The 25,573-nt window shown below is 45.2% G+C and carries 23 protein-coding genes and 1 pseudogene; 4 read left to right on the top strand and 20 right to left on the bottom strand.

The annotated features are described in order from the left end of the window. Positions 1-82: 82 nt before the first annotated feature. From ABLT31_RS04780 to ABLT31_RS04745, 8 genes are all read right to left on the bottom strand, one after another. Positions 83-1,375 (bottom strand): response regulator, encoded by a 1,293-nt coding sequence (locus ABLT31_RS04780; RefSeq protein ID WP_367749374.1) that lies wholly within the window; start codon positions 1,373-1,375, stop codon positions 83-85. Then, positions 1,350-2,825, bottom strand: coding sequence for a sensor histidine kinase (locus ABLT31_RS04775; protein WP_367749373.1), 1,476 nt, complete (start codon positions 2,823-2,825; stop codon positions 1,350-1,352). Before ABLT31_RS04775 ends, ABLT31_RS04780 begins: the two co-directional genes overlap by 26 nt. Continuing rightward, positions 2,822-3,799, bottom strand: coding sequence for a sugar-binding protein (locus ABLT31_RS04770; RefSeq protein WP_367749372.1), 978 nt, complete (start codon positions 3,797-3,799; stop codon positions 2,822-2,824). Before ABLT31_RS04770 ends, ABLT31_RS04775 begins: the two co-directional genes overlap by 4 nt. A gap of 321 nt (positions 3,800-4,120) precedes the next feature. Continuing rightward, positions 4,121-4,690, bottom strand: a complete 570-nt coding sequence (locus ABLT31_RS04765) for a uracil-DNA glycosylase (RefSeq protein ID WP_367749371.1) — start codon at positions 4,688-4,690, stop codon at positions 4,121-4,123. 59 nt (positions 4,691-4,749) lie between these two features. Next, complete coding sequence (locus ABLT31_RS04760; protein WP_367749370.1) at positions 4,750-6,693, bottom strand: ATP-dependent DNA helicase; 1,944 nt, start codon at positions 6,691-6,693, stop codon at positions 4,750-4,752. Positions 6,694-6,865: 172 nt separating this feature from the next. Continuing rightward, on the bottom strand, positions 6,866-6,991 hold the full coding sequence (locus ABLT31_RS04755; RefSeq protein ID WP_367749369.1) for a hypothetical protein: 126 nt from the start codon (positions 6,989-6,991) through the stop codon (positions 6,866-6,868). Between the two features lie 354 nt (positions 6,992-7,345). Further along, complete coding sequence (locus tag ABLT31_RS04750) at positions 7,346-7,750, bottom strand: EAL domain-containing protein (RefSeq protein WP_367750208.1); 405 nt, start codon at positions 7,748-7,750, stop codon at positions 7,346-7,348. Positions 7,751-8,726: 976 nt separating this feature from the next. Beyond that, entirely contained in the window at positions 8,727-8,867 is a 141-nt protein-coding gene (locus tag ABLT31_RS04745; protein ID WP_367749368.1) for a hypothetical protein, read from the bottom strand. Between the two features lie 282 nt (positions 8,868-9,149). Between ABLT31_RS04745 and ABLT31_RS04740 the strand changes: the two genes are divergently transcribed. Continuing rightward, positions 9,150-9,596, top strand: a complete 447-nt coding sequence (locus ABLT31_RS04740) for a DUF6479 family protein (RefSeq protein ID WP_367749367.1) — start codon at positions 9,150-9,152, stop codon at positions 9,594-9,596. A 47-nt stretch (positions 9,597-9,643) separates the two neighbouring features. On the opposite strand, the gene ABLT31_RS04735 is transcribed toward ABLT31_RS04740, so the two are convergent. From ABLT31_RS04735 to ABLT31_RS04725, 3 genes are all read right to left on the bottom strand, one after another. Next, positions 9,644-10,018 carry a hypothetical protein gene (locus ABLT31_RS04735; protein WP_367749366.1) on the bottom strand — a complete coding sequence of 125 codons (375 nt, stop codon included), beginning with the start codon at positions 10,016-10,018 and terminating at the stop codon, positions 9,644-9,646. Between the two features lie 91 nt (positions 10,019-10,109). Beyond that, complete coding sequence (locus ABLT31_RS04730) at positions 10,110-10,400, bottom strand: hypothetical protein (RefSeq protein WP_367749365.1); 291 nt, start codon at positions 10,398-10,400, stop codon at positions 10,110-10,112. 194 nt (positions 10,401-10,594) lie between these two features. Further along, positions 10,595-12,364 (bottom strand): L-lactate permease, encoded by a 1,770-nt coding sequence (locus ABLT31_RS04725; RefSeq protein WP_367749364.1) that lies wholly within the window; start codon positions 12,362-12,364, stop codon positions 10,595-10,597. 363 nt (positions 12,365-12,727) lie between these two features. Between ABLT31_RS04725 and ABLT31_RS04720 the strand changes: the two genes are divergently transcribed. After that, positions 12,728-13,405: a hypothetical protein gene (locus tag ABLT31_RS04720; protein ID WP_367749363.1), complete on the top strand. Its 678-nt coding sequence runs from the start codon at positions 12,728-12,730 to the stop codon at positions 13,403-13,405. 58 nt (positions 13,406-13,463) lie between these two features. Here the strand turns inward: ABLT31_RS04720 and ABLT31_RS04715 are convergent, their stop codons facing one another. The 9 genes and pseudogenes from ABLT31_RS04715 to ABLT31_RS04675 form a co-directional block, all read right to left on the bottom strand. Next, positions 13,464-14,177: an N-acetylmuramoyl-L-alanine amidase family protein gene (locus ABLT31_RS04715; RefSeq protein ID WP_367749362.1), complete on the bottom strand. Its 714-nt coding sequence runs from the start codon at positions 14,175-14,177 to the stop codon at positions 13,464-13,466. A 107-nt stretch (positions 14,178-14,284) separates the two neighbouring features. Continuing rightward, on the bottom strand, positions 14,285-16,630 hold the full coding sequence (locus ABLT31_RS04710; RefSeq protein ID WP_367750206.1) for a GH32 C-terminal domain-containing protein: 2,346 nt from the start codon (positions 16,628-16,630) through the stop codon (positions 14,285-14,287). 2 nt (positions 16,631-16,632) lie between these two features. Continuing rightward, the gene (locus ABLT31_RS04705) at positions 16,633-17,475 is read right to left on the bottom strand and encodes a PRD domain-containing protein (RefSeq protein WP_367749361.1); all 843 of its coding nucleotides are present in this window, start codon (positions 17,473-17,475) and stop codon (positions 16,633-16,635) included. Positions 17,476-17,510: 35 nt separating this feature from the next. Then, positions 17,511-18,008 carry a PTS sugar transporter subunit IIA gene (locus ABLT31_RS04700; protein ID WP_367749360.1) on the bottom strand — a complete coding sequence of 166 codons (498 nt, stop codon included), beginning with the start codon at positions 18,006-18,008 and terminating at the stop codon, positions 17,511-17,513. Beyond that, positions 18,005-19,393, bottom strand: coding sequence for a sucrose-specific PTS transporter subunit IIBC (locus ABLT31_RS04695; protein WP_367750204.1), 1,389 nt, complete (start codon positions 19,391-19,393; stop codon positions 18,005-18,007). Before ABLT31_RS04695 ends, ABLT31_RS04700 begins: the two co-directional genes overlap by 4 nt. A gap of 115 nt (positions 19,394-19,508) precedes the next feature. Then, positions 19,509-19,988, bottom strand: a pseudogene (locus ABLT31_RS04690) (glycoside hydrolase family 68 protein); the annotation flags it as partial. A gap of 101 nt (positions 19,989-20,089) precedes the next feature. Continuing rightward, the gene (locus tag ABLT31_RS04685; RefSeq protein WP_367749359.1) at positions 20,090-21,430 is read right to left on the bottom strand and encodes a glycoside hydrolase family 68 protein; all 1,341 of its coding nucleotides are present in this window, start codon (positions 21,428-21,430) and stop codon (positions 20,090-20,092) included. A gap of 31 nt (positions 21,431-21,461) precedes the next feature. Then, on the bottom strand, positions 21,462-22,787 hold the full coding sequence (locus tag ABLT31_RS04680) for a glycoside hydrolase family 68 protein (protein WP_367749358.1): 1,326 nt from the start codon (positions 22,785-22,787) through the stop codon (positions 21,462-21,464). Positions 22,788-23,226: 439 nt separating this feature from the next. Then, positions 23,227-23,589, bottom strand: coding sequence for a YmaF family protein (locus ABLT31_RS04675; RefSeq protein WP_367749357.1), 363 nt, complete (start codon positions 23,587-23,589; stop codon positions 23,227-23,229). Between the two features lie 231 nt (positions 23,590-23,820). Here ABLT31_RS04675 and ABLT31_RS04670 point away from each other — a divergent pair, with 231 nt between their 5' ends. Further along, the gene (locus ABLT31_RS04670; protein ID WP_367749356.1) at positions 23,821-24,078 is read left to right on the top strand and encodes a hypothetical protein; all 258 of its coding nucleotides are present in this window, start codon (positions 23,821-23,823) and stop codon (positions 24,076-24,078) included. A gap of 250 nt (positions 24,079-24,328) precedes the next feature. After that, positions 24,329-24,718 carry a hypothetical protein gene (locus ABLT31_RS04665; protein ID WP_367749355.1) on the top strand — a complete coding sequence of 130 codons (390 nt, stop codon included), beginning with the start codon at positions 24,329-24,331 and terminating at the stop codon, positions 24,716-24,718. The last annotated feature ends 855 nt before the right edge of the window (positions 24,719-25,573 follow it).

The following is a 25,573-nucleotide window of genomic DNA, read 5'->3' as shown; positions in this document are numbered from 1 at the left end:
CTTACTTTTTTGAAGCTAAAACTAGCATTTTTTTGCTGGAAAAACAAAAATGTCCTTGTCAGAAGACAAGGACATCTATAACCTAGTTGTTTTGTCGATATTCACTGGGAGTCAGGCCAACGACTTTTTTAAATACCCGACTGAAGTAATTCGGGTCTTTATAGCCTACAGAGTAGCAAATTTCTTTTAGGGAGAGCTGGTTATCCTTCATTAATTCTTTCGCTTTATTGGTCCTTATCTTCGTCAGATAGTCAATAAAGTTCTCACCTACCTGGGCTTTAAAGATCTTACTGAAGTAATAGGGACTTAAATTCACCCGTTCCGCGATATGCTCCATCGTCAAATCCTCTTGATAGTGTTCCTCAATCATCGCTTGGGCTCTCTTGACCGCGCTTTCCGTCATCAACGTTCGTTCTGCTTCAAGGGTATAGCTTTTGGCTGTAGGCTTTAGCTGTTTGATGTCCTCCCAATGGCGAACAGGACCTAGAGCGGAATCCTCTCCCGCAGACAGGAGGGCTTCCTGATACGACTGACGCAATCCCTCCCAGCCTCTCCTGACGGTGCCGATACCCACAGAAACCGCAATCTCAAAGCTATGTTCTATAAACTGATTGAATTGGTTTCCCCACTCGATCGCTTGAACGTGATGCCAATAGGCATGCTTCTTATCATCGACAACCACAAAAAGGGCCATTTGCGATTCAATAATAGGACTGACAAGACAAGTTAGGTTTGACTTGGCCTTATTTCTTACCGCATCATACACTCCTCTCTTTTTTTCATTGATCGTTGCGGGCGAATCCTTTTCTCGCCATTCAAACCTGCATACAAGGGCATATCCCTGCAAAAATCGAAACTCGAGAAAATCTGCTAAATTTTCGAATGCCGTACTTTGGATCGAATCCATCATCAGCATAAGGGTTAATTCATTTTCTACTACAGGCAAGAGCTGGGATACTTTTTCCTTCGTCTCCAGCGTCTCCCTTCTCCGCTTTCTCTCCTCCTTCAGCTCGTCCATAAGCTTCATGAGGGTCTCCACAATCTGTTCCTTTTTGGCAGGCTTCAGGATATAATCTTTCACACCCAGCTGCACGGCCTCTTGAGCATAAGCAAAGTAATCATAGGCAGTAACCAGCACCATTTTTACGTTAGGCAGAATCGACCGAATTTCCCTCAACGCTTCCAAGCCTTGTATGCCCGGCATCCGAATATCCATGAAAACTATGTCCGGCCGATCTTCTTCGGCCTTTTGAATGGCGATTCTTCCGTTTTCTGCATGAATAAATTCAAACTGATCAGGCATGGTGCGCTTGATCATCATTTCAAGCCCTTCCCTCTCCAATGCCTCGTCATCTGCGATCATTAATCGGTACATTCACGTCTCCTCTTTGTGTATATGGCATTTTTAATAGAATCGTTGTTCCTTGATTTCTTTCACTGTGTATTTCGATCTTGACTTTTCCCTCGTAGAAGAGCATGAGTCTCTTAAAGACATTTCGCGTTCCCAGTCCGGTTGACTTGGGCTTTTCTGAAGCGGGAAGCGGAGCTATGGCTTCGTTGAGATCAAGAAGTGTTCGCTTCGTTTCGGGATCCATCCCCGCTCCATTATCGCGAATCATCAGGATGACATCCCCGTTTTCCTTTTCTGTTTTCAGTTCAAGCACCGCTCCTTCTTCCATTCCCTCAATCCCATGGATGAAGGCATTTTCCAATAAGGGCTGTAACGTCAAGCAAGGCAGCATATGATGAAGAGTACTTTCGTTGATGTCGGTCTGAAAAATCACCCGATCCCGAAAGCGGGCCTTCTGAATGGCAAAGTACTCTTTGGCGTGTTCGATTTCATCGGCTAAAGGAACCGGTTGATCCAGCGACCGGAGGTTATAGCGCAGCAGGTTGGAGGCTGAAACCGTCAGTTCACTGGTTTTTTCTGCTCCTTCAATATAGGCTAGTTTGGAAATGACATTAAGGGTATTAAATAAAAAATGGGGGTTAATTTGGCTTTGCAGGGCTTTAAGCTCAAGCTCCTTTACTAGCCTCGCGCTTTCAACCGCTTTCATATTTTTCGAAATCAGATCCTTTAAATCTTGAACCATCTGATAAAACGTTTGCTCTAGGATTCCGATTTCGTCCTTTGCTTGGTAACGGGAAACTTCAATCTCCAAATTCCCTTTTGCGATTTGTTTGGCACTTTGCACAAGGCCCTCAATCGGTTTCGTGATGCTTTGAGAAATCCAAAAGGCAAACACCACACTCAGTAAAGTCGTGACCACAAACAAGTATCCGCCTAATTCATTCATATACTGAGTGTTTCTCAGAATCCCTTGGTAGATCGGTTGATAATAGCTTAGCTCGATATCCACCAGGGCTTGTCCGTCTTCTTGAATGAATCGGGCCATTTTTTCAGCTTCGGCATATAAGGCCGCATATTCACTGATGCTGTTTTGCTCAATGGACCGCATCACGGCGTCCTGCTGCTCGAGAAAGCTATCAATCATATTGAGATAGTTCTGAATGGGCTGGTCGGTTGGAACCAACCGTTCCTGTTGACTTAATTCCTGTTTCAGATTTTCTAATGCGGATTGATGAGCGTAAAGATCTTGCAAATTCTCTTGATCCTGATGAATGAGGAATCGACTCAAGTCACGCAGACTCTCCTGTACTTGAGCAGAAACTTGTTTATAGAGCAAGATTCGATGCATCATCAGATTGTAGCTATCTTGTATGGTTTTCCCGCTTTGGAAAATGAAGAAGGAAAACATATTTAATAGCACGACTAATAAGGGGATAAAAATAAACAGCTTCGTGCGTATATTCAACCTCTTCACTCCAGCCTTACGTTGTTTTGATCGATAATCTCAATGGGGGTATATTGAATCTCCTGAATCGCCTTCCCGTTCAGGTAAAGGTTCATCATCTTTACGGAATCAAACCCCATCTCATAGGGTTTTTGGATGACCGTCGCCTGAATGCTGCCCTGCGCGATCGAGAGCAAGGTTTCGTCTAAGTCATCAAATCCGAAGATGAGAATATCCTCTCTCTTCAGCGTCTTGACAGCCTGTAGTATTCCAACCGCATCAAGCGCACTCGTTCCCACCATAATATTGATCTCCGGGTGGGCTCTTAACATCGCCTCCGTTTGCTGCACGGCTTGGATGCGGGAGATGTTGGAAGACAAAACGCTTACGATGCGAAGCCGATCAAATTTCTCCACCACCTGTTGGAATCCATCGAGTCTTTGTCTCATATTATCCGCTGTCTCATCCCCCATAATGACCCCGATATCCCCTCGACCGGCTGTCATTTGCACGACCTTATGCCCTAAAAGCTTTCCGGCTTCTTGGTTGTTCGTCCCGACATAGCTCAGGCGTTTGCTCGTGGGAGCGTCGGTATCCACGGTGATCAGGGGAACACCTTTGTTTTGCGCCTCATTGATGACAGGGGTAAAGGCTGCAGCATTCAAGCCTTGCACGATGATGCCGTCGACTTTGGAGAAGATCGATTTCTCTATCAATTTGATTTGATCTTCAAGATTATTCCGATAGGGACCTGTATACTCCAAATCAACGCCATACAATTCAGCGGCATCCCGGGCCCCTTTCTCAATTTTTCTCCAATAGGGATTATCCAGCTCTTGCGCAATCAATAGGATATGGTGCCTCTCTTGATGAGATAGGGGCGAACCCTCTAGCTGATGAATGGAACGTTTGATTTCTTGAGCGGTGAGAGCAAAATTCACTAAAAGATAAACAAACGAAACAAATAATGCCCCTATAATGATCCTTACTTTCTTATCTGCCATTTGAAATCTCACCTTACCTTATGCCCTCTATCATAACCTGTTGGTGGCGCTTTCACAATCTATTAAAAACAAAAAAGCTTCGAGGATCCTTTCTTTTGGCGAAGTTGTGATGAAAGTTATTATTCATGCAAACGACAAATAGGTGGTAAAACTCCACTTACAGCCAAAATAAAACCAGACAAAGACCGAATAGGTGGAAAATCGCCAACTAAACCAACTCAATCTCTTCATTCTGATCGTTCCACGGCCATTAATGGGAGTTATTCCACCGAATTACTGAAAGGAACCCATGATATGGAGCTATAGTTGGCGAATCTCCCATTACTCGCCTTTCAGTCTTTTAGCGACAAGCCTTAAGTCTTCTACAAAATACTTCATCAGGACAGGCCTTCGACGGACGGCCAGTGGATGATAGGCAAAAGTAATGGGGTACTCTTGCCAAGAGTGCCAGGTCCCCCTGAGGCTTTTCACATCTTCCTTCTCCGAAAACAAAGATTGAACGACTATGTTTCCTAAACCAAGCAAGAGGGCGGGATTTTGTTCTTCCAGTTGGGAATGCAAATGGGAGAGGCAGGCTTCTCTCGCAAGCGGCTTATCATAGGCTCTTATGGGCCGGCATTTCAATAGGTAGCTCACATAGACGGAATGAATGTCCAATCCTGCCTCTAGCATGCCCAACTGCAGGGTTTCCCGGGTGCCGCAGACAAAAGGATAGCCGTCCTTATCTTCTCGCGCACCCGGATTATCCATCAGGATAAATAGCTGTGCTTGGGGGTTGCCCTCCCCCCATATCACTCGTTTTCTTTGCTTGGATAGCTCGCATCGCTGACATTCCGCTGCATGGGCTGGAGGAGAATCCTCTGGCAAAATGAACGGTCTAAAGTTTTCCATACTGGCCCAACTCCCGTTATTTCTATGCGTAAACCTCGTGGTTTTAAAAGACAAGCCTCTCACTCCACAGTTTCCAATATAGCTGCTATACCTTCAGGCAGGACGCGTTCCACCTTCTCGCGTACCTCTTTTTGATTCAACTCTTTCCCCATTATCGAGACGATCCCCCGGTCCTCGCGTGAGCGGATTAGTCGTCCGATTCCTTGCCTTAAGCGAAGGAGCATGTAAGGCATGTCGACCTGTTCAAATGGATCGCTCGCATCCTTTCGTTTAGCCGCGAACAAGGGATCGTTGGGCGGAAACGGCAAGGACCAGATCAGTACATGGGAAAGCGACCGACCAGGAATGTCCAATCCCTCCCATAAGCTAACGGCACAGAGAATATTGTCCTCATCGTTTTGGAAAATCGAGATGAGATGGCTAATTTCCCCCGAGCCTTCGTAAAGAAAGCGGAAGGCCGCGGATTCTGGATAGGCTGCCATGTCTCGCTCGAACTGGGTTAATTCCTCCCGGGACGCAAACAAGATTAAGGAGCCGCCTTCAATTTGCTGCAGTAGACGCAGCGTCAGTTTCATTTTATCCGTTTGAGGGTGGTCAGGGAGGATGTTGACTTTCATCTGTTCCCCATAGTTGTAAGGAGAAGGTACGGAAAACGAGAGATAGCTTTCAATTCCGAGCACTTCGGCCATATGATCAAAATTTCCATGGATGGATAGCGTCGCGGAAGAAAATACAATCGGCATGTTTTGGGAAAATAAGCGTTCCGCCAGCACTTCCTTCACTTTCTTAGGCATGATGACTAGTGTGATCCCGTCTGGATCTTCCTTCACCCAGGATATCAGCAGCTGGGGTTGATTGAATAACGCTAAAGCCAGCTGCATCATGTCCAAATGCTCTTCTACGATCCTGAGCTGGTAGGCATCGAGCGTAAACAATCCGCTTTCCAACACGAGCTCTTCTTCAATCACTGTCAGCATATCGCGAAAGCGTTTGACTTCTCGCATGAGCTCCGGCGTCCATACGATTTCTTTGCGATCAGAGCCCGGAACTTTATGGCTGTACTTATCGAGCATGGCAAACAGGGTTTCGCTTTGCTCGATCGCTTCTTCGATCACAACAGCAAACGACTCGCGGATCTCCCCCTTCAGCAACCGCGTCACGATGGCTTCGAACGGGCCATGCTTGAGTTGGTAAGTCAAGGCATTCTGCGCCGCCGTTTCAACTAAATGACCCTCGTCAAAGACCACGGAGCTGTGAGCTGGAAGTAAAGGCAGCTGTCCGCTGCGCTGTCTCGACTCATACGTCCAGATATGTTCCATATAGAAATCATGAGAGCAAATGATCAAATCCGCCGACTTCCGATAATGCTCCCGGGAAAGGGTCAATCCACAGCGGTGGCGTTGGGGGCAAACAAAGCAATCCTGAAAAACGTCCCATCCCAAGCTCCCCCATTGCTGATCTGTCAGGTGGGGATAATCTTTGCGATCGCCATAGGGTTGAAAAGATTGCATGGTTTCCGGTGAACGAACAAACTCCGGCAGCCCGTGATAAATCTCGCGGTACATTTCCGTGTCTCGGCTCCCTGATCTGGCTTCATCTAATTTATTTAAACAAATATACTGATCGTGGGATTTGCCCAATCGGGCATCAATAACCAGGTCCAGGTGACGGGCAAGCTTAGCGATATCCCCCTCTGCCTTGACCAGCTGCTCGATTAAGGATTCATCCGCACAGGCAATGATGGCCGGTTTTCTTGCATATCGTGCATAGAGAACCGCATACAACAAATAAACGAACGTTTTTCCCGTTCCGACGCCTCCCTCGGCAAAGATCGTCTCGTTCCCGCTATAGGCCCGTTCCAATTGAAAAGCCATATAGATCTGTTCATCTCTTACCTCAAATCCAGCTTCCGGCAAGATATCATAGAATACATCTGCTATCCAATCGCTGGCTTGCTTACTAAACGGCTGTGTTGGGTCAAATGCAAATGGATAAGTACTCAATCGTTTTATCCTCCAAATGTTATGTAAATTCAATCCGTCCATTATAGCATAAATCCAGACTCCCGCTGCCCCAGCGGGATTAACGCTCAGTGGGTAGAATTCCCTTTTATGGCCTATTTTAGGTATCCCCTAGTTTCAGCATTAAAACCTTTTTTTCCTAGTTTTCTAAACACTATGGATGTTTTTCAAGATATCCGTTGATTTCTTTGTGCTCAAAGGTAATTTCTTTAAAGCCAAATTTCTCATAAAAAGGCTTTAATTCTTCAAAAGGCAGATCAGTTGCCAATTTAATTCCCATTTGTATCCTCCCGATTGTCCCATTTATTCATTAAAGACGTTAACTAAATGCTTAAAATGGCAGGACAAAATAAAGACATCAAAATGGAAGAAACCCGTTAAACAAGTCGCAGAAATGGGGCATCCTTCTGAGCCATACTAAAAAGCAGCAAGTGGCCCAAACGGACACGACGTAATGCATCAACAGGAAATCTTAGATCAGCTTCCTTCATCCTTACTTTTACATTGTTAAAAATGACAGGTTCGGCATAGTCAAGTAATACATTTTCATATGTAAAAGGTTTCCTCTTATCTTCGATGATTTCCCCATAAAAATAAGGATGGAAAGCTTTTTCCCATCCTTTTATATTTTTATTCAGAAGCCATGTTCTTCCGTTTCTACTCCTTCAGCTACAATTTCCATGCCAAGCCCTTTAGTAATTTGAATGATAGAGGTGGTGATGGTTCTCACCTTGGCATCTTTGGACCGATCTTGTATAAACGAACGATCCGTTTTTAAAGTGTGAAGTTTAAATTTTGTGAGATAAGAAAGAGAGGAATAACCCGTCCCAAAATCATCAAGGGCGATCTTTACTCCCAGTTCCTCTAATTTACTGATGATGGTTTGAGCAACCTCCGGGGTATGTATAAAAGAAGTCTCTGTAACCTTCAATTCAATTTCGCTGCCATCTATTCCATACCGATTCAACATTCGTTTAACCGCCATCACAAAGTCACTTTGCATAAAACGTTTTGCTGAAACATTTATGGAAATAGGAATACTTGGTATCCCTCGTTTCTTTCCACTTGTTTATCTGATTGCAAAACTGTGAATGACCCACTCCCTTATGGGAATAATGAGTCCGGTTTCCTGCGCAAGAGGGATATGTTTCCGATTTAAAAGTCAGAGGTCTGTCACAATTAATCATTAGCTAAATATCAGCTCGACCATAATAAACACTCTTTTGGGGGAATAATTTCAACGCCTTTGCTATAATAGTTTTGTTTGAAGTTCCCGACCTAAGGAGTTGACCATATTGTTATATGTAGCGCTGTTAACAATCATTGATGAGGAGATCAATACGATGATCCGTCCTGCCCATCTCAAATATATAGATGGATTATATAAAAGCTGTAACCATTTCAGATAACTGCCCCAAATTGGTCACGAAATCGACTCCCATACTCCTCAATCAATAACTACTACAAATAACATCACATCAAAAACTACGAAATTCATTCTCCCACCCTATTTGCGCACGCAAACTCACGATTTTTAAAAATACTCCCAAACCTGTTCGCTTTGATCACGAATTGGCAGTCAAAATCCTGAAGCTGTAACTATTTCAGATAACTGCCCCGATTTGGTCACGAAACCGGCTCCCATACTCCTTATCAATAACTATTACAAATAACGGCACATCAAAGACTACGAAATTCATCCGGCCTCCATATTTACGCACGCAAACTTACGATTTTTTTTAAAAAAACTCCCAATCGCTTTTGCTTTGATCACGAATTGGCAGTCAAAAATCCTGAAGCCGTAACTATTTCAGATAACTGCCCCTATTTGATTAAGGGTGGGTTGTTGATTAAATAATGATTTAATTTTTTCTATCGGTATTGGTGGACTTTTAATGTATCCTTGTCCATAGCAACAACCATTTTGTATTAAAAATTCAACTTGTTGCTTGTTTTGAAACCTGCCGGTCTCACACGTCGAAAGCCGCACCGGCCGTTAGGTCCTCATGCACCAGTTACTCCAGCGCCCGATTGAACCGGCCATTAATCACCACCTTGGCTCCCGCTTCGACAAAACCGCTGGCTAAAGTAAAACCCAGCCCACTGGTTGAACCCGTATTAAACACGACTTTATTTTTAACACTAAAAAGATCCATGATTGAAGAATTGCCTCCTTATACTCCTCACTCTTTTATGGACATACCCGATTTAATTGAAAAATAAAGAAAGTACAGGAGTATTAACGGCTCAAATTCAGTGAAATCCGTCGGCAAAGGGGATACATCCAATTTTCAATATCTTTCCCAATAAATAAACAACCATTACACCTCCGTTAATTTTTCCCTCGTATTTGAATAAAGCAAGATGAGTACCTTATTAAGGCGGTATAAAGATTGAACAATCTATAAATAATCTCATAACAGGAAGGATAAGTGACGATGACCTTTTGGATCATACTCATTGCAGCAATCCTTATTGGCGTTGTATGGTGGCAGTCTCGTGCAAACAACAATCAACAAAACACTCCAGATAGTTCCAATAATAAAAATGACGTGCACTATCATCAGACCCATCTTGCGACAGAAGCTTCAGAAGAACTAACTCCTTATCAGCCAGCTGGTTCGAATAATAAAAATGACGTGTACTATCATCAGACCCATCTTGCTAATGAAGCTTCAGGAGAACTAACTCCTCATCAGCTAGCTGGTTCGAATAATACGAACGATGTGTACTATCATCAAACGCATCTTGCTTCAGAAGCTTCTTCAAATCAAAATCCATCTCCATCTGTTTCAGCACCAAATCAACAACTACAAGAAGCTTCCTCCCAACTGAATCAAGCAGAGCAAGAAGTTCGCCAATTACAAGAACAAAACAAACAATAAAATCCCCATTATGGGGATTTTATTGTTGATTGTCATTTACTGTACATTTAAACAAGCGCGTTTTCCAAGCCACTGAATGCAACAAAAAGCATGCTTCCTGGTGCTAGTTTTATGATATGAATCATGTCTCTATAATGCATTGGCATTCCTAGTATACTTAGATCCGCCACCTTTTCTTGAATAATCGTATAAAATTCCCCCGAGAATACAGCAATCTTCGTATTTACCGGCAAACGTGCTTCTTCAATAAAGCTTTTCATCTCCTTTGTTACCTTTTTCTTTTGCTTTTCGTTGCTTATGACCCGCCATAATTGAAGTTCCGCTCCCATGTTGCGAACCGTTTGAAGCGCACATAGGACAGCCAAGTCATTATTGGGACTCCGGTCCCTAAGCCAGATATTAATCTTGCGTTTAAGCCCCAAATTAGGGTGCAGCCAAAGGCACATCGTAGCTGTTTCAAGCGGGCGTATGCTCTCGATTAGAGCCTATAACTTGTTCTGTTTTTCATATTCATCACTTACAGTGAACAGCACGGCATTGGGGGCAAAAACTGCTTGTCAGGCACTGCAAAGCCGGAAATATAATTTTTTCAAAGCTTTCCGCTCTAAAAAGTACCTTCTGGGCAAAGATCCCCTCCTCTTTAATAGGGGCTAATACTTCCTCTATCTTCTCTTCCTGATCTATTTGGATGCCAATATCAGTATGAACGGTCAAGTAATACATGCGGCCCAATGGGAAAATCAGATAGCGTACCAATCCGGAAATGTGTTGAAAATCCTCCGGCCGCTCTACAGGTATCGCCACGGAGGGCTTCCATAAACGCGGAGATAGGTGATATTCCTAGTTAAGTGAACTGAATATTTAGTGCCATAATTTAGATAATTTATATTAGTATAACATAATTTATTCCACGATTCGTCAAAACCTGAAAGGACTGTCAAGATGCAACTCCTTGAACAGTCCTTTCATCTCGCTAGTTCGACGTGCCTTCTCCTCTGCTATGCACTCAATTGCTTTTGATTGGTACCGATGATATAGATGGCAGCGACACCAATCGCGAAAGCAATGATCGTACCCATATTGAACCATCCCTTCTGAGAGTACCATACGATCGAATAACCGATGGACCCCAAAAGCAAGGCGTAATACGCAAATGGAAGCAAGGTTTGGCGAATGACGTAGCCTTCTTTACCAACTAAGCCGACAACCGCAGAAGCTGCAACCACGTTATGAACGCAAATCATATTACCTGCTGCTCCTCCAACCGCCTGCAAGGCCACGATCCATGTCGGATCAACCTGAATCCGCTCTCCTACCCCGAATTGGAACAGCGAGAACATCATATTGCTCACCGTATTGCTTCCGGCCACAAAAGCTCCTAATCCCCCGATAAAAGGTGCAAAGATCGGCCATGCGGAGCCCGCAAGCGCAGCTACGCCTTCAGCAAGAGCAATCGGCATCTTCTCAAACCCAGCAGTCCCGCCGCCGGAATTGATGAATACTTGAACCATCGGGACGGTAAAAACAAGGGCCGCAGAGGCAGCCAGCATGGTCTTGGCGGAATGTTTCCAAGCCCGCTTGTAGGCCTGGCCGTCCATCTGGTGAAGGAAAAACGTAATGATCGAGACCACAATAAAGATCGTGCCCGGAAGGTACAGCGGTTCAAAGCTGGCTGTAATTTCCGTTCCAAACAAGTTCGGGAACGTAACCTTCCAGCCTTTCAGCCAATCCATGAAAGGTAACGCTTTCAATCGAGTAAGTACGAGGAATGCCCCGACGAGAATATAGGGCGCCCATGCTTTAACCATACTCATGGGACCATGTTTGCTGGCAATATCCTGAATGACAATTTTTCCGGACCAATCCGGATCCCAATTTTCTTTTTTATCGAAATTCCAGATTTCATCCTTCCCCGGCATGAGAAAGCCTTTTTTGGCTGCACTGACCACAATAGCCAATCCGACCAATCCCCCGATCATCGAAGGGAACTCCGGACCGAGCAAGTTGGCTACCAGCAAGTACGGAATCGTCATGGAAAACGCGGCAAATAGAGCAAATTTCCATACCTTTAAGCCTTCTCGGAACGTTTTGTTCTTGCCGTAAAATTTGGTCATCAGGGTCACGACGAGCAACGGTACCAGGGTTCCGGCAATCGCATGAAGCAGCGCTACCTTGGTCCCTATCATGGCGATAAACTGGCTCCAATCCGTATACCCGATGCTTGCCGCATAAGGCTTGATGGAGTCCCCTAGGCCCGTACCCACCCCAACCAACATCGGGGTTCCGACCGCTCCGAAGGAAACGGGAGTACTTTGGATGATCATTCCGGCCATTACCGCTGCGATGGCCGGAAATCCGAGCCCGACCAATAAGGGTACGGCCACTGCAGCAGGAGTCCCAAAGCCTGCTGCCCCTTCAATAAAGGAACCGAATAACCAGGCAATGATAATTACCTGAATCCGGCGGTCCGGGGTAATATCCGTAAAGCCCTGACGAATCGTACTCAGCCCACCGCTTTCCTGCAGCGTATTCAACAGCAGGATGGCCCCGAAAACGATGAACAGAAGCGTACAGGCAACAACCAAACCATTGACAGAGGCCGCTGCCACCTGGGCACCTGGCACCTTCCAGACAAACAGAGCCAGACCCACCGCCACCACATAGGAAATGGGCATTGCTTTACTGGCTGGCCAACGCAAAACCACGAGAAACAAAGCGACGGCCAAAATCGGCAACACAGAAAGAATGGATAAAGTTCCTATACTCATGTCTTTCCCCCTCGATTACTGATTTTTTCCCGAGAAAAAAACTCTTCACCTCCTCCTGTCCTTTGTATATGCAAGGGGAAAAAGAGAGCTCTTCTCCCCTGCTTCAACGCCACCCATTGCCCTTGCTTCTCAGATATCTGATAAGTGACAAGGGTACAATGGATTTACGTCAAACAAGTAATCGTACATTAACAAAGTATTTCAATTTCTTTTAAAAAAGACCACAACTCAAGGCGGCAGTGTGTTGGCACTTATTTTTACTTGGTCAATGAACCGAATCAGTACATCTTACGAATAATAAGTTTAACGTCGTACAACCATTTCCAGTCTATAGATATCTAAATGAGAAACAGGAGAATGCTTATGCCTTTGCTTATAACCATTACCCATCATTCATTTTGCTTGCTAATGACGGATAACCTACAAAATGATTCCCTTACTGATTATGTATTAATTGCTTCGATGGGGAACGATGAACTTGCCGCGAAGCTAACGGAGCAACTGCGAAGCAGCGTGAGACGCTCCTTCGACTTAAAGCGATGCGGGGAAATGTTAGAAAAGTTGATGGATCCTTGGAGATGTGAGTTGCTTTCTCGGAAAAAAGGGGCATTTGAAATCGTCCTTACGGGCTTTTATTCCAGTGGCCGAACAGGAGAAATTACCCTGCGTTCCAGTAATGCACACATCAATGAACTGGTTTATCCGTTAAGAGGTTCGAATGAATATTTGTTCAGCTTCATTCCGCCTGATCCTTCTCTGTTTCAAGCTGCTGAGCTTCTTCTGGAACTGCCGGATGACGACCCAACCACACTGGAAAATTATGTCGAGCATTTCGTCTCTACTGTTTATCCCGCCATTTTCACTCTGTTCCCGGCTAAGGTCCAACGCATGGGCCAGCTTGTTGCATTAGAAAAAAGCCTATCTCCGAAAAGCAAACCCCTATTCCATCAGCTGTTCCTTGATATCTCGGAGACATTAGCCTCTTTTCCTGAAAGGGAGGAACTCAAACAGCTTTTCTTTTCTTCCCAACGAGATAAATGATGTAAAAAGAACCTGCTTGGAAAGCAGGTTTTCTTTTCCTATATCGATAAAAATCTCCCTAACTTCCGCCGAGCTTTCGATAGAGCTTTTGTAAAACGATCGCTTCAGCCCATAATGGCAGGGGATCTTCAAGTTTTTGTTTCCAGCTTGGATCAGTCAATAAACCTTCCGTATAAAGCCAATCTACGGCCTCTTTTTTCCAGTCTGGCGTACCCGCTGGATAAAGCTCCACTAAGCCCATCGCTTTGGCAATCCCTCTGGCAATCGCTCTTGCTAATTGTTTCATTACCTCTGGGTCCTTCAATAGCTGAGCATCCATTGCATTATCGACAAACAAGTTCTCCAGGAGAATGGCGGGCATCTTCGTCTCTCGCAACACGGCGAAATTGGCTTCCTTTTTCCCTCGATCCCTCACTCCGAATGATCCCAGGTAAGCCATCACCTCCGCATGGACAAGATCTTGCATCTGTCCGGCCTTTCCGCTTCGGGTACCGGGATAAACATAAGATTCAAAGCCTTCCCCGCCTGCAGCATTATGGTGAAGCGAAACAAAATAATCGGCGTTCAGCTGATTCGCAAAGTTGGCCCGGTCCGATAAGGATACAAAAACATCCGTTTCTCTCGTCATGCGGACATCCACCACATAGCCGTTTCGCAACCAATCCCGAACCCTCAAACCAAGATTTAAAGCCAAGTCTTTTTCAATGAGCCCATTCGACTGGGCACCGGGATCTGTACCTCCATGACCAGGATCTAACACCAGAATAGGCATATCCCATCCCCTTCCTTTAATGAAATCTATCAATCTATTACATTGTATTCTTTTCCTCGCATTTGGTAACACAGTTGTCACCCCATCCGAGGCTACTAGCTTCATAGTTAATCCTGTTCGCCTTCAATAGCTGTATCCATCCTCCATACTCTCATGGAGCGTACAAATGGCTCTCCATCTATTCCATATACTTCAAGACCTTTTGATAGATCTAATATGGGAAATACGCGCGAAGAAATACTTTTTTCATGATTTGCGTAGACTTCCACGATGGATTTGTCTATAAATACGTTTAGCCTTAAGATACCGTCTTCAAGATGCAGTACTCCGCCTTGAATCCCTCTTTCAATATCAGGGTCCTTGCTTGAACGTTCTCGGTCAATATTGATCGTTTTGTTTTCATTATTATAAAAAACAACGGTTTCTTCCTCGTCATTAGGTTCTTTTAATACTTTCAGACCGGCATGTTTTGCATTCGCAATATCCAGTTCCAGCTCAATTTCAACTTGATCACCTTGAATGCCTTCCAGCAGTTTATTCGCTTCTGCCATGGTAACCCGATCAGCGGATGCCAGCTCTTCTTGACGAAGCAACTGAACCTCTTCAATCGGACGAATGCCGAGACCTTGCTTGCCATTCAAATAAATTTCCAGGGGCATTCCAGCCCCGTGCGCCCACCCTGATTGATATTTTTCTTTTTCTGAACGCCGGTCTTGTAAAATACTAGTTAGGATAGTACGGCCTTTTGCATCAACAAATCCTTGTGCTCCTGTAAAGTGCTCACCGTAATCAAACATGTTAGGCTCCTCGGTGTCTGGGATAAACTCCAGCCTTTCAGGATCCCAAGTTCCGGTCCAATAAAACGTATAGCGAGCCGCATATGGACTACTGGACATAAAATAGGGACTCACTATAAACACATATTTTTGTTCGCCTGTTTCCTTGTTTTTAATCGGGACCAAAAATGGCAGTTCCCATACATCTCCTGTACGCGGGAATTTGATTTTATCGCCAATCATGAATGGCTTCTCATATTGCCAATGCTCCATGTCATCTGAACTATAAAGTAAAGCGGTTCCGCCTGCTCCCTCTACGCCTGAACCGACAAGCTGATACCATTTATCTCCCTCTTTCCAAACAAACGGATCACGGAATTGACCGAATAGCACTTTTCCATTTGGCGTATCCATATTTTCTTGTTGAATCGTAACTGGATGAGGGTTCATGTACCACTGATTCAAGTGGACATCATCGGCATCGGCCGGATGTGCAATGCCTGTCATTTGATTCGGATTCATTTCATCATGCCCTGCTGTGTAAAACAGCACCGGTACTCCGTTTGGATCGAATGCTGCACTGCCCGACCAAACCCCGTCACGTGCTGCGGTTCCTTCTGCTGGACTTAATGCAATAGGCCGGTCTTCCCAATGAATCATATCCTCACTCGTAGCGTGTCCCCAATGGATTTGGTGCCAAAAAGGACCGGACGGGTTGAATTGATAGAATAAATGGTATTTGCCTTTATAGTAAATCGGTGCATGGGGTTCATTCATCCAATGCTGCGGGGCAGTAAAATGGTAATTGGGACGATAGCGATCGCCCTTATAAACCGTTCTGTCAAACGACGTTTTGGGTTTTGGCCATTCGTTGTTAAATGTTTTGCTTACCTTTTTATATTCCTGCTTCACCTGTTCATCACTGAATGTTTGATCGTACAGCGAGACATTGTCCATTAACCCATTGAACATATTGACTTGAAACACATCGGAAACCGCAACTGCCCGATTATGTTTGCCCACAAGCAATGGTTGGGTATACGCAGGTGTAAATCTACTGTTTTCGGGCACTTCTTTTTCTTGTACAAGCTCACCGTTTATATACAGGGAAATTTTGCTTTCCTCTTTATTGAACTGTGCAACAAGATAAGACCATTGATCTTTCTGCAGGATTTTTCCTTGCGGCGACCACATTTCCTGCCATTCACCGTTAAGGGCTAGCTGAAAGGTTATATAACCATGTCGTCCCATTCCCACAAGGAATCCTTGTTTATTTTCTTTATTATGTTGATTAATAATAGCCGACGGTTGACCTTGATCTCCCCATTCATAAGCCCTCGGCGCCACCCATGCCTCGATGGCAAAAGACCCTGCTGGTTGGTGAACCTGCTCTGGGGCCAGCTCAAGCCAGTTTGAATACCCATCAAATAATAATGACGCACCGCTAATGCCCTCTTTCCATTCAGGATCTGATTCTAATGCATATTGAATAGTCGACAGTGTTTGTTGGGCGTTATCATGTGTGACCTTACCCTTCCCTTCATCAAATCCCCATTGGTGGAGAGTTTGATCATGAGGTGATGCCGTTATAGTGGCTTCATAGGGATTCATCTGCTTATAAACTACTGCTCCCATAACCATGCATATGGCCAATCCAATTAACCCTCTCCAAACCATTTTCAAGATGACACCAATCGGTTATAAATTCTTTGAATTTGCATTGTGATGTACACCAATTCCATTTCCGGGAGTTCGAAGTCATATTCCTCGCTTACGAATTGACCGACTTTTTGTGCACAGGAAAAAGACTCTTTATATTTTTCTTTCACCATTTCCGACATTTCCCGTTCTATATCCAGAAACGATTCGCCTGTTTCCGATCGTTGTACGGAAAAGCGCAAATGCGTAATCAATCGCTCATAAGAAACGGTTTCTTCAGCGATCTTTATATCCAAGCAACTTTCTATTATATCTACCATATCCCGTATCATCGACGTTATATCCAATGTTTTTGCCATATCGCCGGCATTCATCTTCGCCGTGTGGATATGCAGAGCGATATACCCCACCTCATCCTCCGGGATTTCGATCCCCAGCTTCTCGCTGATCAATGATTTCGCCCAGCATCCAATTTGAAATTCCTTCGGGTACAGAATTTTGATTTCATTTAGCAAGGTGTTTTTGATCACCATTCCCTTGGCCAGCCGTTCAAGGGCAAAAGATAAGTGGTCCGTGAGGGCGATATGAATATGCTCATTTAATGAAACACCCAGCTCCTTTTCTGTATGGGAGATGATTTCCTCTGCGGCTTGGATATGCTCCTCAGGCAGCGTTGCTACGATTTCTTCGAATTTTTCATACTCTATCCTATCCCTCATGACAAAGGTTTTTTCAATTTTCAATTGAACGACGGGATCGTTCTTTTTTTTCTGGAACCCGATCCCCAACCCCATGACAATTTTTTCTTCTCCCCCATCACTAACCACAACGGTATTGTTATTTAATACTTTTTTGATTTTCATGGTGTTCCTCCTTCTCTGGCGTCCTCTGCAGTCCATTATTTAGATTTTATGGCAATCTTCATGAATGGCGTGGTGCCCATTTGGGCTAAAGGAGGCGATATGATTTCCAGCCGCTCAACTTGATTCGAATTGGTGATCACGATGGGGCTAATAATACTTGTGGCATTCTGCTTGACCAGGTCGAGAGAAAACTCCAACAGAGGTTGCCCCCTTTTCACCCGGTCGCCCTCTTTGACGCATTCGTAAAATCCTTTTCCCTCCATGAACACGGTATCCAGGCCGATGTGGATCAAAATCTCCAATCCGTTTTCCGAACCGATACCGATAGCATGTTTCGTCGGAAACAGATGGATGACTTCTCCGTTTACTGGTGAGCACACTTTCCCTTCCGTAGGCTCTATGGCTATGCCTTCGCCCAATTTCTTTTCGGAAAAAGCAGGGTCGGGCACTTCCTTCAGATGCAGCACTTTTCCGCTGAGGGGAGCAAACAAAATCTCTTCCGTTCTGTTCTCTCTCTTGCGCAACCATTTCATTTGAACTCCCCTCCTTCACGTCGCAACAGGATCCAAGTTGCCAAAAACGAGGAAACAACCGAAACGGCAAATCCGATAAGATAATGGATGAGGTTAGGCAATCCAAGCGGCGCTGTGATCGCGATCATGGGTATTCCCGTCAAGCCGTAGGAATTTGCTGCGACATGCATATAGACGACATACGCCCCGCCTAGTGCCCCGCCTAGTGCCGCGCCAATAAAAGGCTTCACTAATCGAAGGTTAATCCCGAAAATAACAGGTTCAATGATGCCTAAAAAGGATGAAAGGGCAGCAGGTATGGCGATCTCTTTCAACTTCTTGTTTTTCGTTTTGAAAAATACGGCTAAAGCTGCCCCTCCTTGGGCAACATTCGCCATAGACCATATGGGCAGCAAAAAGTTGACTCCAACTTTCGGATCCGCAAGCAATCCTGCCTCTATCGCGTGTATGCTATGATGCAAGCCAGTAATGACAATGAATGTATAGATCCCGCCAAAAAGGAATCCGGCCATGAATCCCCCTAACTCAAATAGATGATTCAGGCTGATTGTAATCAAGCCGCCTAACCACATACCCAAAGGCCCGATCGCCAAAAGGGATATGGCGCCAGTAATGGCAACCGTCAAAAAGGGGATAACCAATAAGTCCAAGTGGTTAGGAACCCATTTCCTCAATCCTTTTTCAATCCTGCTCATCACGTAGACAGACAGCAAAATAGGGATTACCGTACCTTGGTAACCGATTAAGGCGATTTTTAAACCAATCACATCTAAATATTCCGGACCCCTGTTTCCAAGTTCCGAAGGATTCAATAAGGAAGGGTGAGTTAAAACGCCGCCTATGACAGCACCCAAGTAGGGATTGCTCCCGAATTCCTTGGCTGAACTAAACCCAATAAGGATAGGTAGAATAATAAAGGCGGAACTAGATAAAATGCCAAGTATTCTCATCCAAGCGCTATCCGGAGCAATCCAATCAAATGCCTTGACCATGCCGATCAGCCCCATTAACAAGCCGCTTGCCACAATGGCGGGGATAATGGGCACGAAGATGCCGGACAGGACCTTTGCAACTCGCGCGATCAGATTGGACTTGGCCTGATTTTCTTCGATGCGGGGGTTAGGATTTGCCGATACGGTTCCCTGGGTTTCAACCAATGCCTTATAAATTTTATTTACTCTGCCTGCCCCAAAAATGATTTGAATTTGCCCGTGTCTCGTATATACTCCTTCCACATTCTCCATCTTTTCAATGGATTCGATATCAGCGATCGCTTCGTCCAGAAGCGTTAAACGAAGACGGGAAGCACAATGCGTGGCTCCCTTAATATTTTCTTTTCCTCCTACTAAAGGCAAAAGCTTTTCCACAATTTCCTTCGAATTGATCTGGGCTATTGTTCCGTTCCTCCTTATCCTGCATGGTAGTGTAAAGTACAAATACGCCCAGCAGCATACTGAACGCCAAAACCTGCATCTTTAATGGAATACGCATTGTTTCTTTTCATGGACAATCTTCGTGGTCACCGGTAATCGAAAGCTTTAATGACGGGGCAAGCATGCCGCCGAAATGTTCCCTTTGATAGTGCGGGGATTGTTCACCAATCTCCTGGATGTTTTTCCCATCCACATCCACATAGTTCACGAAGCTGATTACCGTTCCGTTAGGCATGACCATCCAGGAATAGGCTTGATAAGGATTGTCTTCGGGGTTAGCGATCACCAGTCCGCTGCCATTAAGCGGCTTATAGCCTCCGAATAAAGATGTCGATGTAAAACCATACAATCCTTCCGGTGCATCCAAACCCGCTGCAAACTTTCCGTGATGTGTTTTAGTAAATAGATAATAGCGATTTCCTTTCACCATTATGCCCGGGCGCTTAAGCTCTTCATTGACGCAATTAGCTTCCAGCACCGGCGGCAGAATTTCAAATTCAGTGAGACTATCATTGACAGCTTTTGCTATCCCTATACTCCCATTATAAGACGTTGCCTCTGCCCTATCCTATCCTTTTGTCCGTTTTCCGAGAATCGAATAGCATGGCCAACCAGCCACTGCTGATTGACCATGCCGATTTGTCGATCTTATTGCTTAATTGTCCCCGGTTCCAGCTCGTTTTCCACTTTGGTGCGGTCGCCTTTGATGGACAGCTTCACCGTAGGCGCCAAGGTTCCGCCAAAATGGCTGAACTGGTATTCCGGAGTCTGGTTTCCGACATCACCGATGGACAAGTTCCCCAGATCTCCAAAATGGGCGAAACCGACCACATTCAAGTTAGGGAGAACCAGCCAAGAATAAGCTTGGTATGGATTTTCCGAAGGATTGGCCAGTACCAGCCCGCTTCCGTTCAGGGGTTTATATCCGCCGACCAGCGAGTCGGAAACAAAGCCATATAAGCCTTCCGGCCCTTTCAGACCCTCCGCGTATTTGTTGATGTGGCTGTCGGTAAACAGATAGTACTTCTTGTCTTTCACCACGATATGCGGACGCTCGAGTTCTTCATTTACGAAATTCGCTTCCAGAAGGGGAGGGAGAAGCTTGATTTTCGAGAAATCACCGCCTTCCACCTCGGCGATGCCGATGTTGCCGTTCGCGTGTGCCGCACCTTCCGGCACGTGATGCTGCCCGGCGAATTCAGGGCTTCCGACATATTCCGGCTTAAACTTGCGTTCGGCAACAGCGCCGCCAGAATTCCCTTCGAACAGCAGATATTCTTTTCCTGTTTTTGGGTCTTTGAACCACATCGGATCACGAAAGGCGTAACCTCCCCCTTCACCCTGCTGCGCTTGTTCCTTGGTCTGATAGTATTTTCCGTCCGGTTCCAATAGGATGCGGTGATCGCCCCAGTTTTCAAAGCGGACCCCTTTGCTGTCGGCGACAATCTCACCCGTGGCCATGGCCAAACGCTGCTCGTAGGTCAAGCGCTCTTCCCCTTTGTGTCCCGTTGCGGTGTAGAATGCATGAATCTTGCCGTTGTCCGTCATGGCCGACCCGGCCCACTGGCGGGAACCTAGCGCGGATCCTGGCGGGAACAGTTCCCCGCCCAAAGTCCAGTCTTTGCCGTTTTTCGAATAAAAGTAACGGATGGTTGCAATGTCGTGCACTTTGCCCGGCAGCACGTCATCCGGAGCGGAAAGCGCAAAAATCACTTTCCAGCCTTTGATCGAGGCGATGTTCCCGTCACGGTCTGTCAGAGCCCACGTATCCCAAGTGTGATAGCCAGGCGCCAATTTCTCCAATTTGCTGATATCGGTATAACGCAAGGTATTGTCTTGATTCAATTCGATGTTGGAAGCCTGTTCGCGTGTCCAATGGACAGTTTGATCCCCTTCTTGGGCTTGTACCGGCAAAGATGTGAAGCTGGAAGCGGCAAGGCTGGCTGCCAAGGCGAGCGCGGACCATGCTTTCTTGTTTTTGCGGATCATTTCAAGTGCTCCTTTCCATTCCTATCATTCTTTAACGATTTGGACCGAACGGCTTAATTTCACCATTTCTTTGCTCTTTGGTTACTGCTGATTTATCGCCTTCCAAGGATAATTTCAGCGTCGCCGCGAAGGTACCGCCGAATTGAACTTGGCCGTTTTCATCCTTCGGCTCGTTTATGAAGCTGATTACCTGCTGGTTCGGAAGCACCATCCAGGAATACGCCTGATAAGGGTTTTCTTTCGGATTGCCAATAACCAGGCCGCTTCCGTTCATTGGCTTGTATTCGCTTCGCAATCCCTTGCCTACAAAACCGTACACGCCGTCCGGACCAGTCAAACCTGGAGCATAGGTGAAGGTATGGCTGATCGTGAACAAGTAATAGTCATCGCCGTTGACCACGACGTGCGGCCGCTCCAGCTGATGGTTGGCCCCCACTGATTCGAGCAGCGGCGGCAGAAGCTTCAGCTTGGTGATGTCATGGTCAAGCACTTCTGCGATACCGATATTGCCGTTGTACAACTGCGCACCTTCCGGCACGCTATGCGTTTTGCGGTATTCTTCGTCCCCGATATTTTCCGGTTTCAAATGATCGCGATCGCTGCCGGCCTGACCTTCAAAAATAATGTACTCTTTGCCGGTATTCGGATCCTGGAAGAAAAACGGATCGCGGAACGCCGTAATGATGTTGCCATTCCAGTTTTCAATCGTTTCGTAATATTTGCCGTCCGCCTCAAGGATAATCTGGTGCGGGCCTTCATTGCTCAGATGGACTCCGTTTTTATCCCCGCGAATGTCAAACGTAGTTTTTGCGATACGCTGCTCCGCTCGTTGAGTCCAGCCGTTGTTATCCCAATTGCTTTTATCTCCGGTTGCCGTATAGAATAAGTGCACTTTGCCCTTCTCGTCCAGCATGGCTGTTCCGGCCCACTGCATATGGCCTAATGCTTTGTCATAGTTATATGGAACCCCGGCATACGTCCAATCTTTGCCGTTTTTCGAATAGAACATGCCGATTCTCGCTTCCGTATGGCGGTCATTCCAGCCAAGAGAGCGTGGAGCGACCAAGGCGAAGGCTACTTTATAGCCGTTCACGATGGCAAGGGAACCGTCTCTGTTTTGCAGCGGCCAGGTGTCCCAGACCCATTGGTTCGGCGCGACCAAATCGAACTCCATATTAACCTGCGGAGCTGTCGTCTCTTTCGTTAGAGCAACCTTTTCCGCTTGCTGACGGGACCAGACCGCAGTGTAATCATCAGCCACATTCGCGGCGAACGCTGGAATGGCAGCCAAGCAGTTCGCTGCCAATGCTGTGGAAAGGGTCAATTTTTTTAACATGGATTTACTCGTTTTACCCATGATCTTATATCCTCCTTTTAATTTGCAGGAAAGTTACCTCAACGGCTAATGTAAAGAACACAAACAAAAAAGACCTAAAACGCGCAAGGAGATGTACAGCAAAGGTACACTTTTCCCTTAACACATTTTAGGTCTTGCCTGCTCATTACCAGTAACAATCCCAACGTATTCTCTTTTCACCATCATTCTAGATTTTTCGACCAAAAAATACAATAGTAGGATATACCCTTTAATAGAGTAAAAAAAGAGGGCTTTTCTCCCGGACACAATACTGCATGACATATACTATATTTTCCTCAGCTATTCTTTAGCTTCACTTAAATAACATAGAGAATATCATTATCAAACATAAATTTTATTCGTTCAGATATCCAACAAAAGTACTAATTCATGAGACATCCTAATGCTGCTGGATATCATTATCTTTCAGTTTTGTTCATTATCTGGCAGCCAAGGCAACCCCGGTTCTCCCGCGATAGTAGTGAATATGACCGTCATCAAAAGTCGTTTGGCCTCCAAACTCATGGTAGTGACTTCCATCCGGCAATTGTATTGCCGGTCCTGTGTATCCAGTGAAACGATGGACATGACCGTCATCATAGGTTGTAACCCCTTCATAGTAATGAACGTGCCCGTTCATGGCATTCATTGGAGAAGAGGTCATCCCCTGTACGATATGCGAGTGCCGATCATTTACCGTCGTCCGCGTAGAATAAGCGTGCAAGTGATTGTGATTTATCCCCTGCCAGTGCACGAATTCGAAATCATGATGATGGTCATCTCCATTCTTGTTCCTTCCCAAAGTACATCCTCCTTAGTTTATGATTCTATTCCCATTCACTCTTTTCCTATAGTATCTAAGAAACAGCGAAAAGGTTCCTAAGTGTAAGGAAGCTGTAGATGTCGGCGCATGAAGCAAAAACCCGGAAGGTTAACGTTTATTGTCGACTGAAAGCAGATTATTTCGGTACGCGAGATAGCTGTGTTGATTTTCTAAAAATGGAAAAGCTATAAATCACGGAGGTGAAAAATAATGAACGATCGAGAACGAATCGAGATATCTGACTCAACAGTCAAGGAGAGCCAAAGAAGCCAATTGAATTGGGTCGGTTGGCTAGGCCTCGTCGCTGGTATCATTTCTCTAGTTTACGCACCATTCCTTATGGGGAGCATTGCGATTATTGCTGGAATCGTAAGCCTGTTTGGAAATTCTAAAACCATCGGATGGGTTTCCATTGTTCTCGGGATCATTGGAATGGCTGGTCAATGGTTTTTTCACGGTTGGTTTTAAGCCTGAAGTACCCAGCCTTGAGATATAAATGAGGCTTGATTGTCGCTTCTGGCGAGGGAAAGCTAGATTCCCTCGCCTATTCCTCGTGTGTTTTCTCCATCGCTTATACATCCCTTTCCTCCCCTACTCCACCCCTTCAAAACTATCCACAAATCATCCAAACATTTTTCATAGTTTCCCCCACAAAGTTCCTATAAACTCCAATCATAGCATTCGATATTCTTTAACATGAATGGAGGTAGGATTGTGGATGAAAGCAGCGATGGCAGTCCTAGCATTAGCAAGCATCCTCTGGTTCTCAACCGGCGTATGGGCCGATGGAACACATCAGCCGCCAACAGCAGCGGAGTTAAAGGGAGATTCGGAAGAACTTCAGCATTCGGAAAACCATACGGACTCGAATAAGCCGCATGCAGACGAGGGACACAACACACATACCGGTTACTCCGACATCGAAAATCCATCATCTGATGGGCATGGTACGGGGAACAGTGATGAAGGACATCATGGCCCGGTCGTGGAGACACCGCCAAACTATAAAGTCCTCGGGACATTTGGTGCTATTAATCTCGTCTTTATCCTGATTGGAATCTGGAACAAGCTTCTCAAAAGAAAGGGGAATACGTCATGGCAAAGCTAGCACGCAACATTCCCAAGAGTAACCAGCCAGAAAAGACAAGGATGAATCTGCTGGATTATCCATAGCATGATTACGGAATGCCTCGGCATCCCATCTTCGTTATTCCGCTAAACGGGATTCGAAAACACAATAAACAAAAAATTGTATTAGCGTATGTTTTCGCAAAAATATTGGCACTACTCCTAAAGATGGGAAATATCAAAAGTTAACCGAAATTAACCAGGAAATCCCGAATCAAAAACGGATCAAGTTAACAATAAGTTTACGAGCCAAAAACCAAAAACCCTTGATATTACTGGAGTTTGTATCAATACCGAAACCATTATTTTGTAACCCTAATTTTTTTAAGATAAATGATTAACCAACTCTTCGTACTCTCACCCTTCTTACTATATTTATTAAACAAAGAAGGATGCCCACAAGACATCTTTTTCTTCTCATAACAAAGTACCTCTTCATTTCACCATAAAAATTTTTACGGTTCCCTACATAGAAAACCTCGGTGCGTCACTCCACCAGATGAAAACAGTATCCGTTATTACAACGTCTATGCTTTATCTAAAAAGCTTGGCGTTACCCAACAAAAGGTTCGTTCCTTAGCCCAAAAAGGATCTTTCCCCGGTGCCTATCAGGCTGGAAAAGGCAACTGGAAAATCCCAAAAAACGCTGTTCAGTTGAAAATACAGTAGGTGTACCTCCTGTTCACGGATACCATAAAAGTGCAAGTAGGGGTAGTACCACATGCCCATCAAGCTAAAATAAATCATTACCCTAAAAAGAAAAAAGCAAAACCTTTACAATGAAAAAGGTTTTGCTTTAGACCAATTAGCACTGATATCCGTCTACTACTACATC

This window comes from Ammoniphilus soli, assembly GCF_040813775.1.
The sequence above is the reverse complement of the archived record's forward strand: the minus strand, read 5'-3'. Positions and strand labels throughout refer to the sequence as shown.

What these genes read in the sequence shown, in the direction of transcription:
- ABLT31_RS04780 (WP_367749374.1), bottom strand. Translation starts at nt 1,375, where the DNA reads ATGTACCGATTAATGATCGCAGATGACGAGGCATTGGAGAGGGAAGGG.
- ABLT31_RS04770 (WP_367749372.1), bottom strand. Translation starts at nt 3,799, where the DNA reads ATGGCAGATAAGAAAGTAAGGATCATTATAGGGGCATTATTTGTTTCG.
- ABLT31_RS04765 (WP_367749371.1), bottom strand. Translation starts at nt 4,690, where the DNA reads ATGGAAAACTTTAGACCGTTCATTTTGCCAGAGGATTCTCCTCCAGCC.
- ABLT31_RS04755 (WP_367749369.1), bottom strand. Translation starts at nt 6,991, where the DNA reads ATGGGAATTAAATTGGCAACTGATCTGCCTTTTGAAGAATTAAAGCCT.
- ABLT31_RS04745 (WP_367749368.1), bottom strand. Translation starts at nt 8,867, where the DNA reads ATGGATCTTTTTAGTGTTAAAAATAAAGTCGTGTTTAATACGGGTTCA.
- ABLT31_RS04740 (WP_367749367.1), top strand. Translation starts at nt 9,150, where the DNA reads ATGACCTTTTGGATCATACTCATTGCAGCAATCCTTATTGGCGTTGTA.
- ABLT31_RS04725 (WP_367749364.1), bottom strand. Translation starts at nt 12,364, where the DNA reads ATGAGTATAGGAACTTTATCCATTCTTTCTGTGTTGCCGATTTTGGCC.
- ABLT31_RS04720 (WP_367749363.1), top strand. Translation starts at nt 12,728, where the DNA reads ATGCCTTTGCTTATAACCATTACCCATCATTCATTTTGCTTGCTAATG.
- ABLT31_RS04715 (WP_367749362.1), bottom strand. Translation starts at nt 14,177, where the DNA reads ATGCCTATTCTGGTGTTAGATCCTGGTCATGGAGGTACAGATCCCGGT.
- ABLT31_RS04710 (WP_367750206.1), bottom strand. Translation starts at nt 16,630, where the DNA reads ATGGTTTGGAGAGGGTTAATTGGATTGGCCATATGCATGGTTATGGGA.
- ABLT31_RS04705 (WP_367749361.1), bottom strand. Translation starts at nt 17,475, where the DNA reads ATGAAAATCAAAAAAGTATTAAATAACAATACCGTTGTGGTTAGTGAT.
- ABLT31_RS04700 (WP_367749360.1), bottom strand. Translation starts at nt 18,008, where the DNA reads ATGAAATGGTTGCGCAAGAGAGAGAACAGAACGGAAGAGATTTTGTTT.
- ABLT31_RS04685 (WP_367749359.1), bottom strand. Translation starts at nt 21,430, where the DNA reads ATGATCCGCAAAAACAAGAAAGCATGGTCCGCGCTCGCCTTGGCAGCC.
- ABLT31_RS04680 (WP_367749358.1), bottom strand. Translation starts at nt 22,787, where the DNA reads ATGGGTAAAACGAGTAAATCCATGTTAAAAAAATTGACCCTTTCCACA.
- ABLT31_RS04670 (WP_367749356.1), top strand. Translation starts at nt 23,821, where the DNA reads ATGAACGATCGAGAACGAATCGAGATATCTGACTCAACAGTCAAGGAG.
- ABLT31_RS04665 (WP_367749355.1), top strand. Translation starts at nt 24,329, where the DNA reads ATGAAAGCAGCGATGGCAGTCCTAGCATTAGCAAGCATCCTCTGGTTC.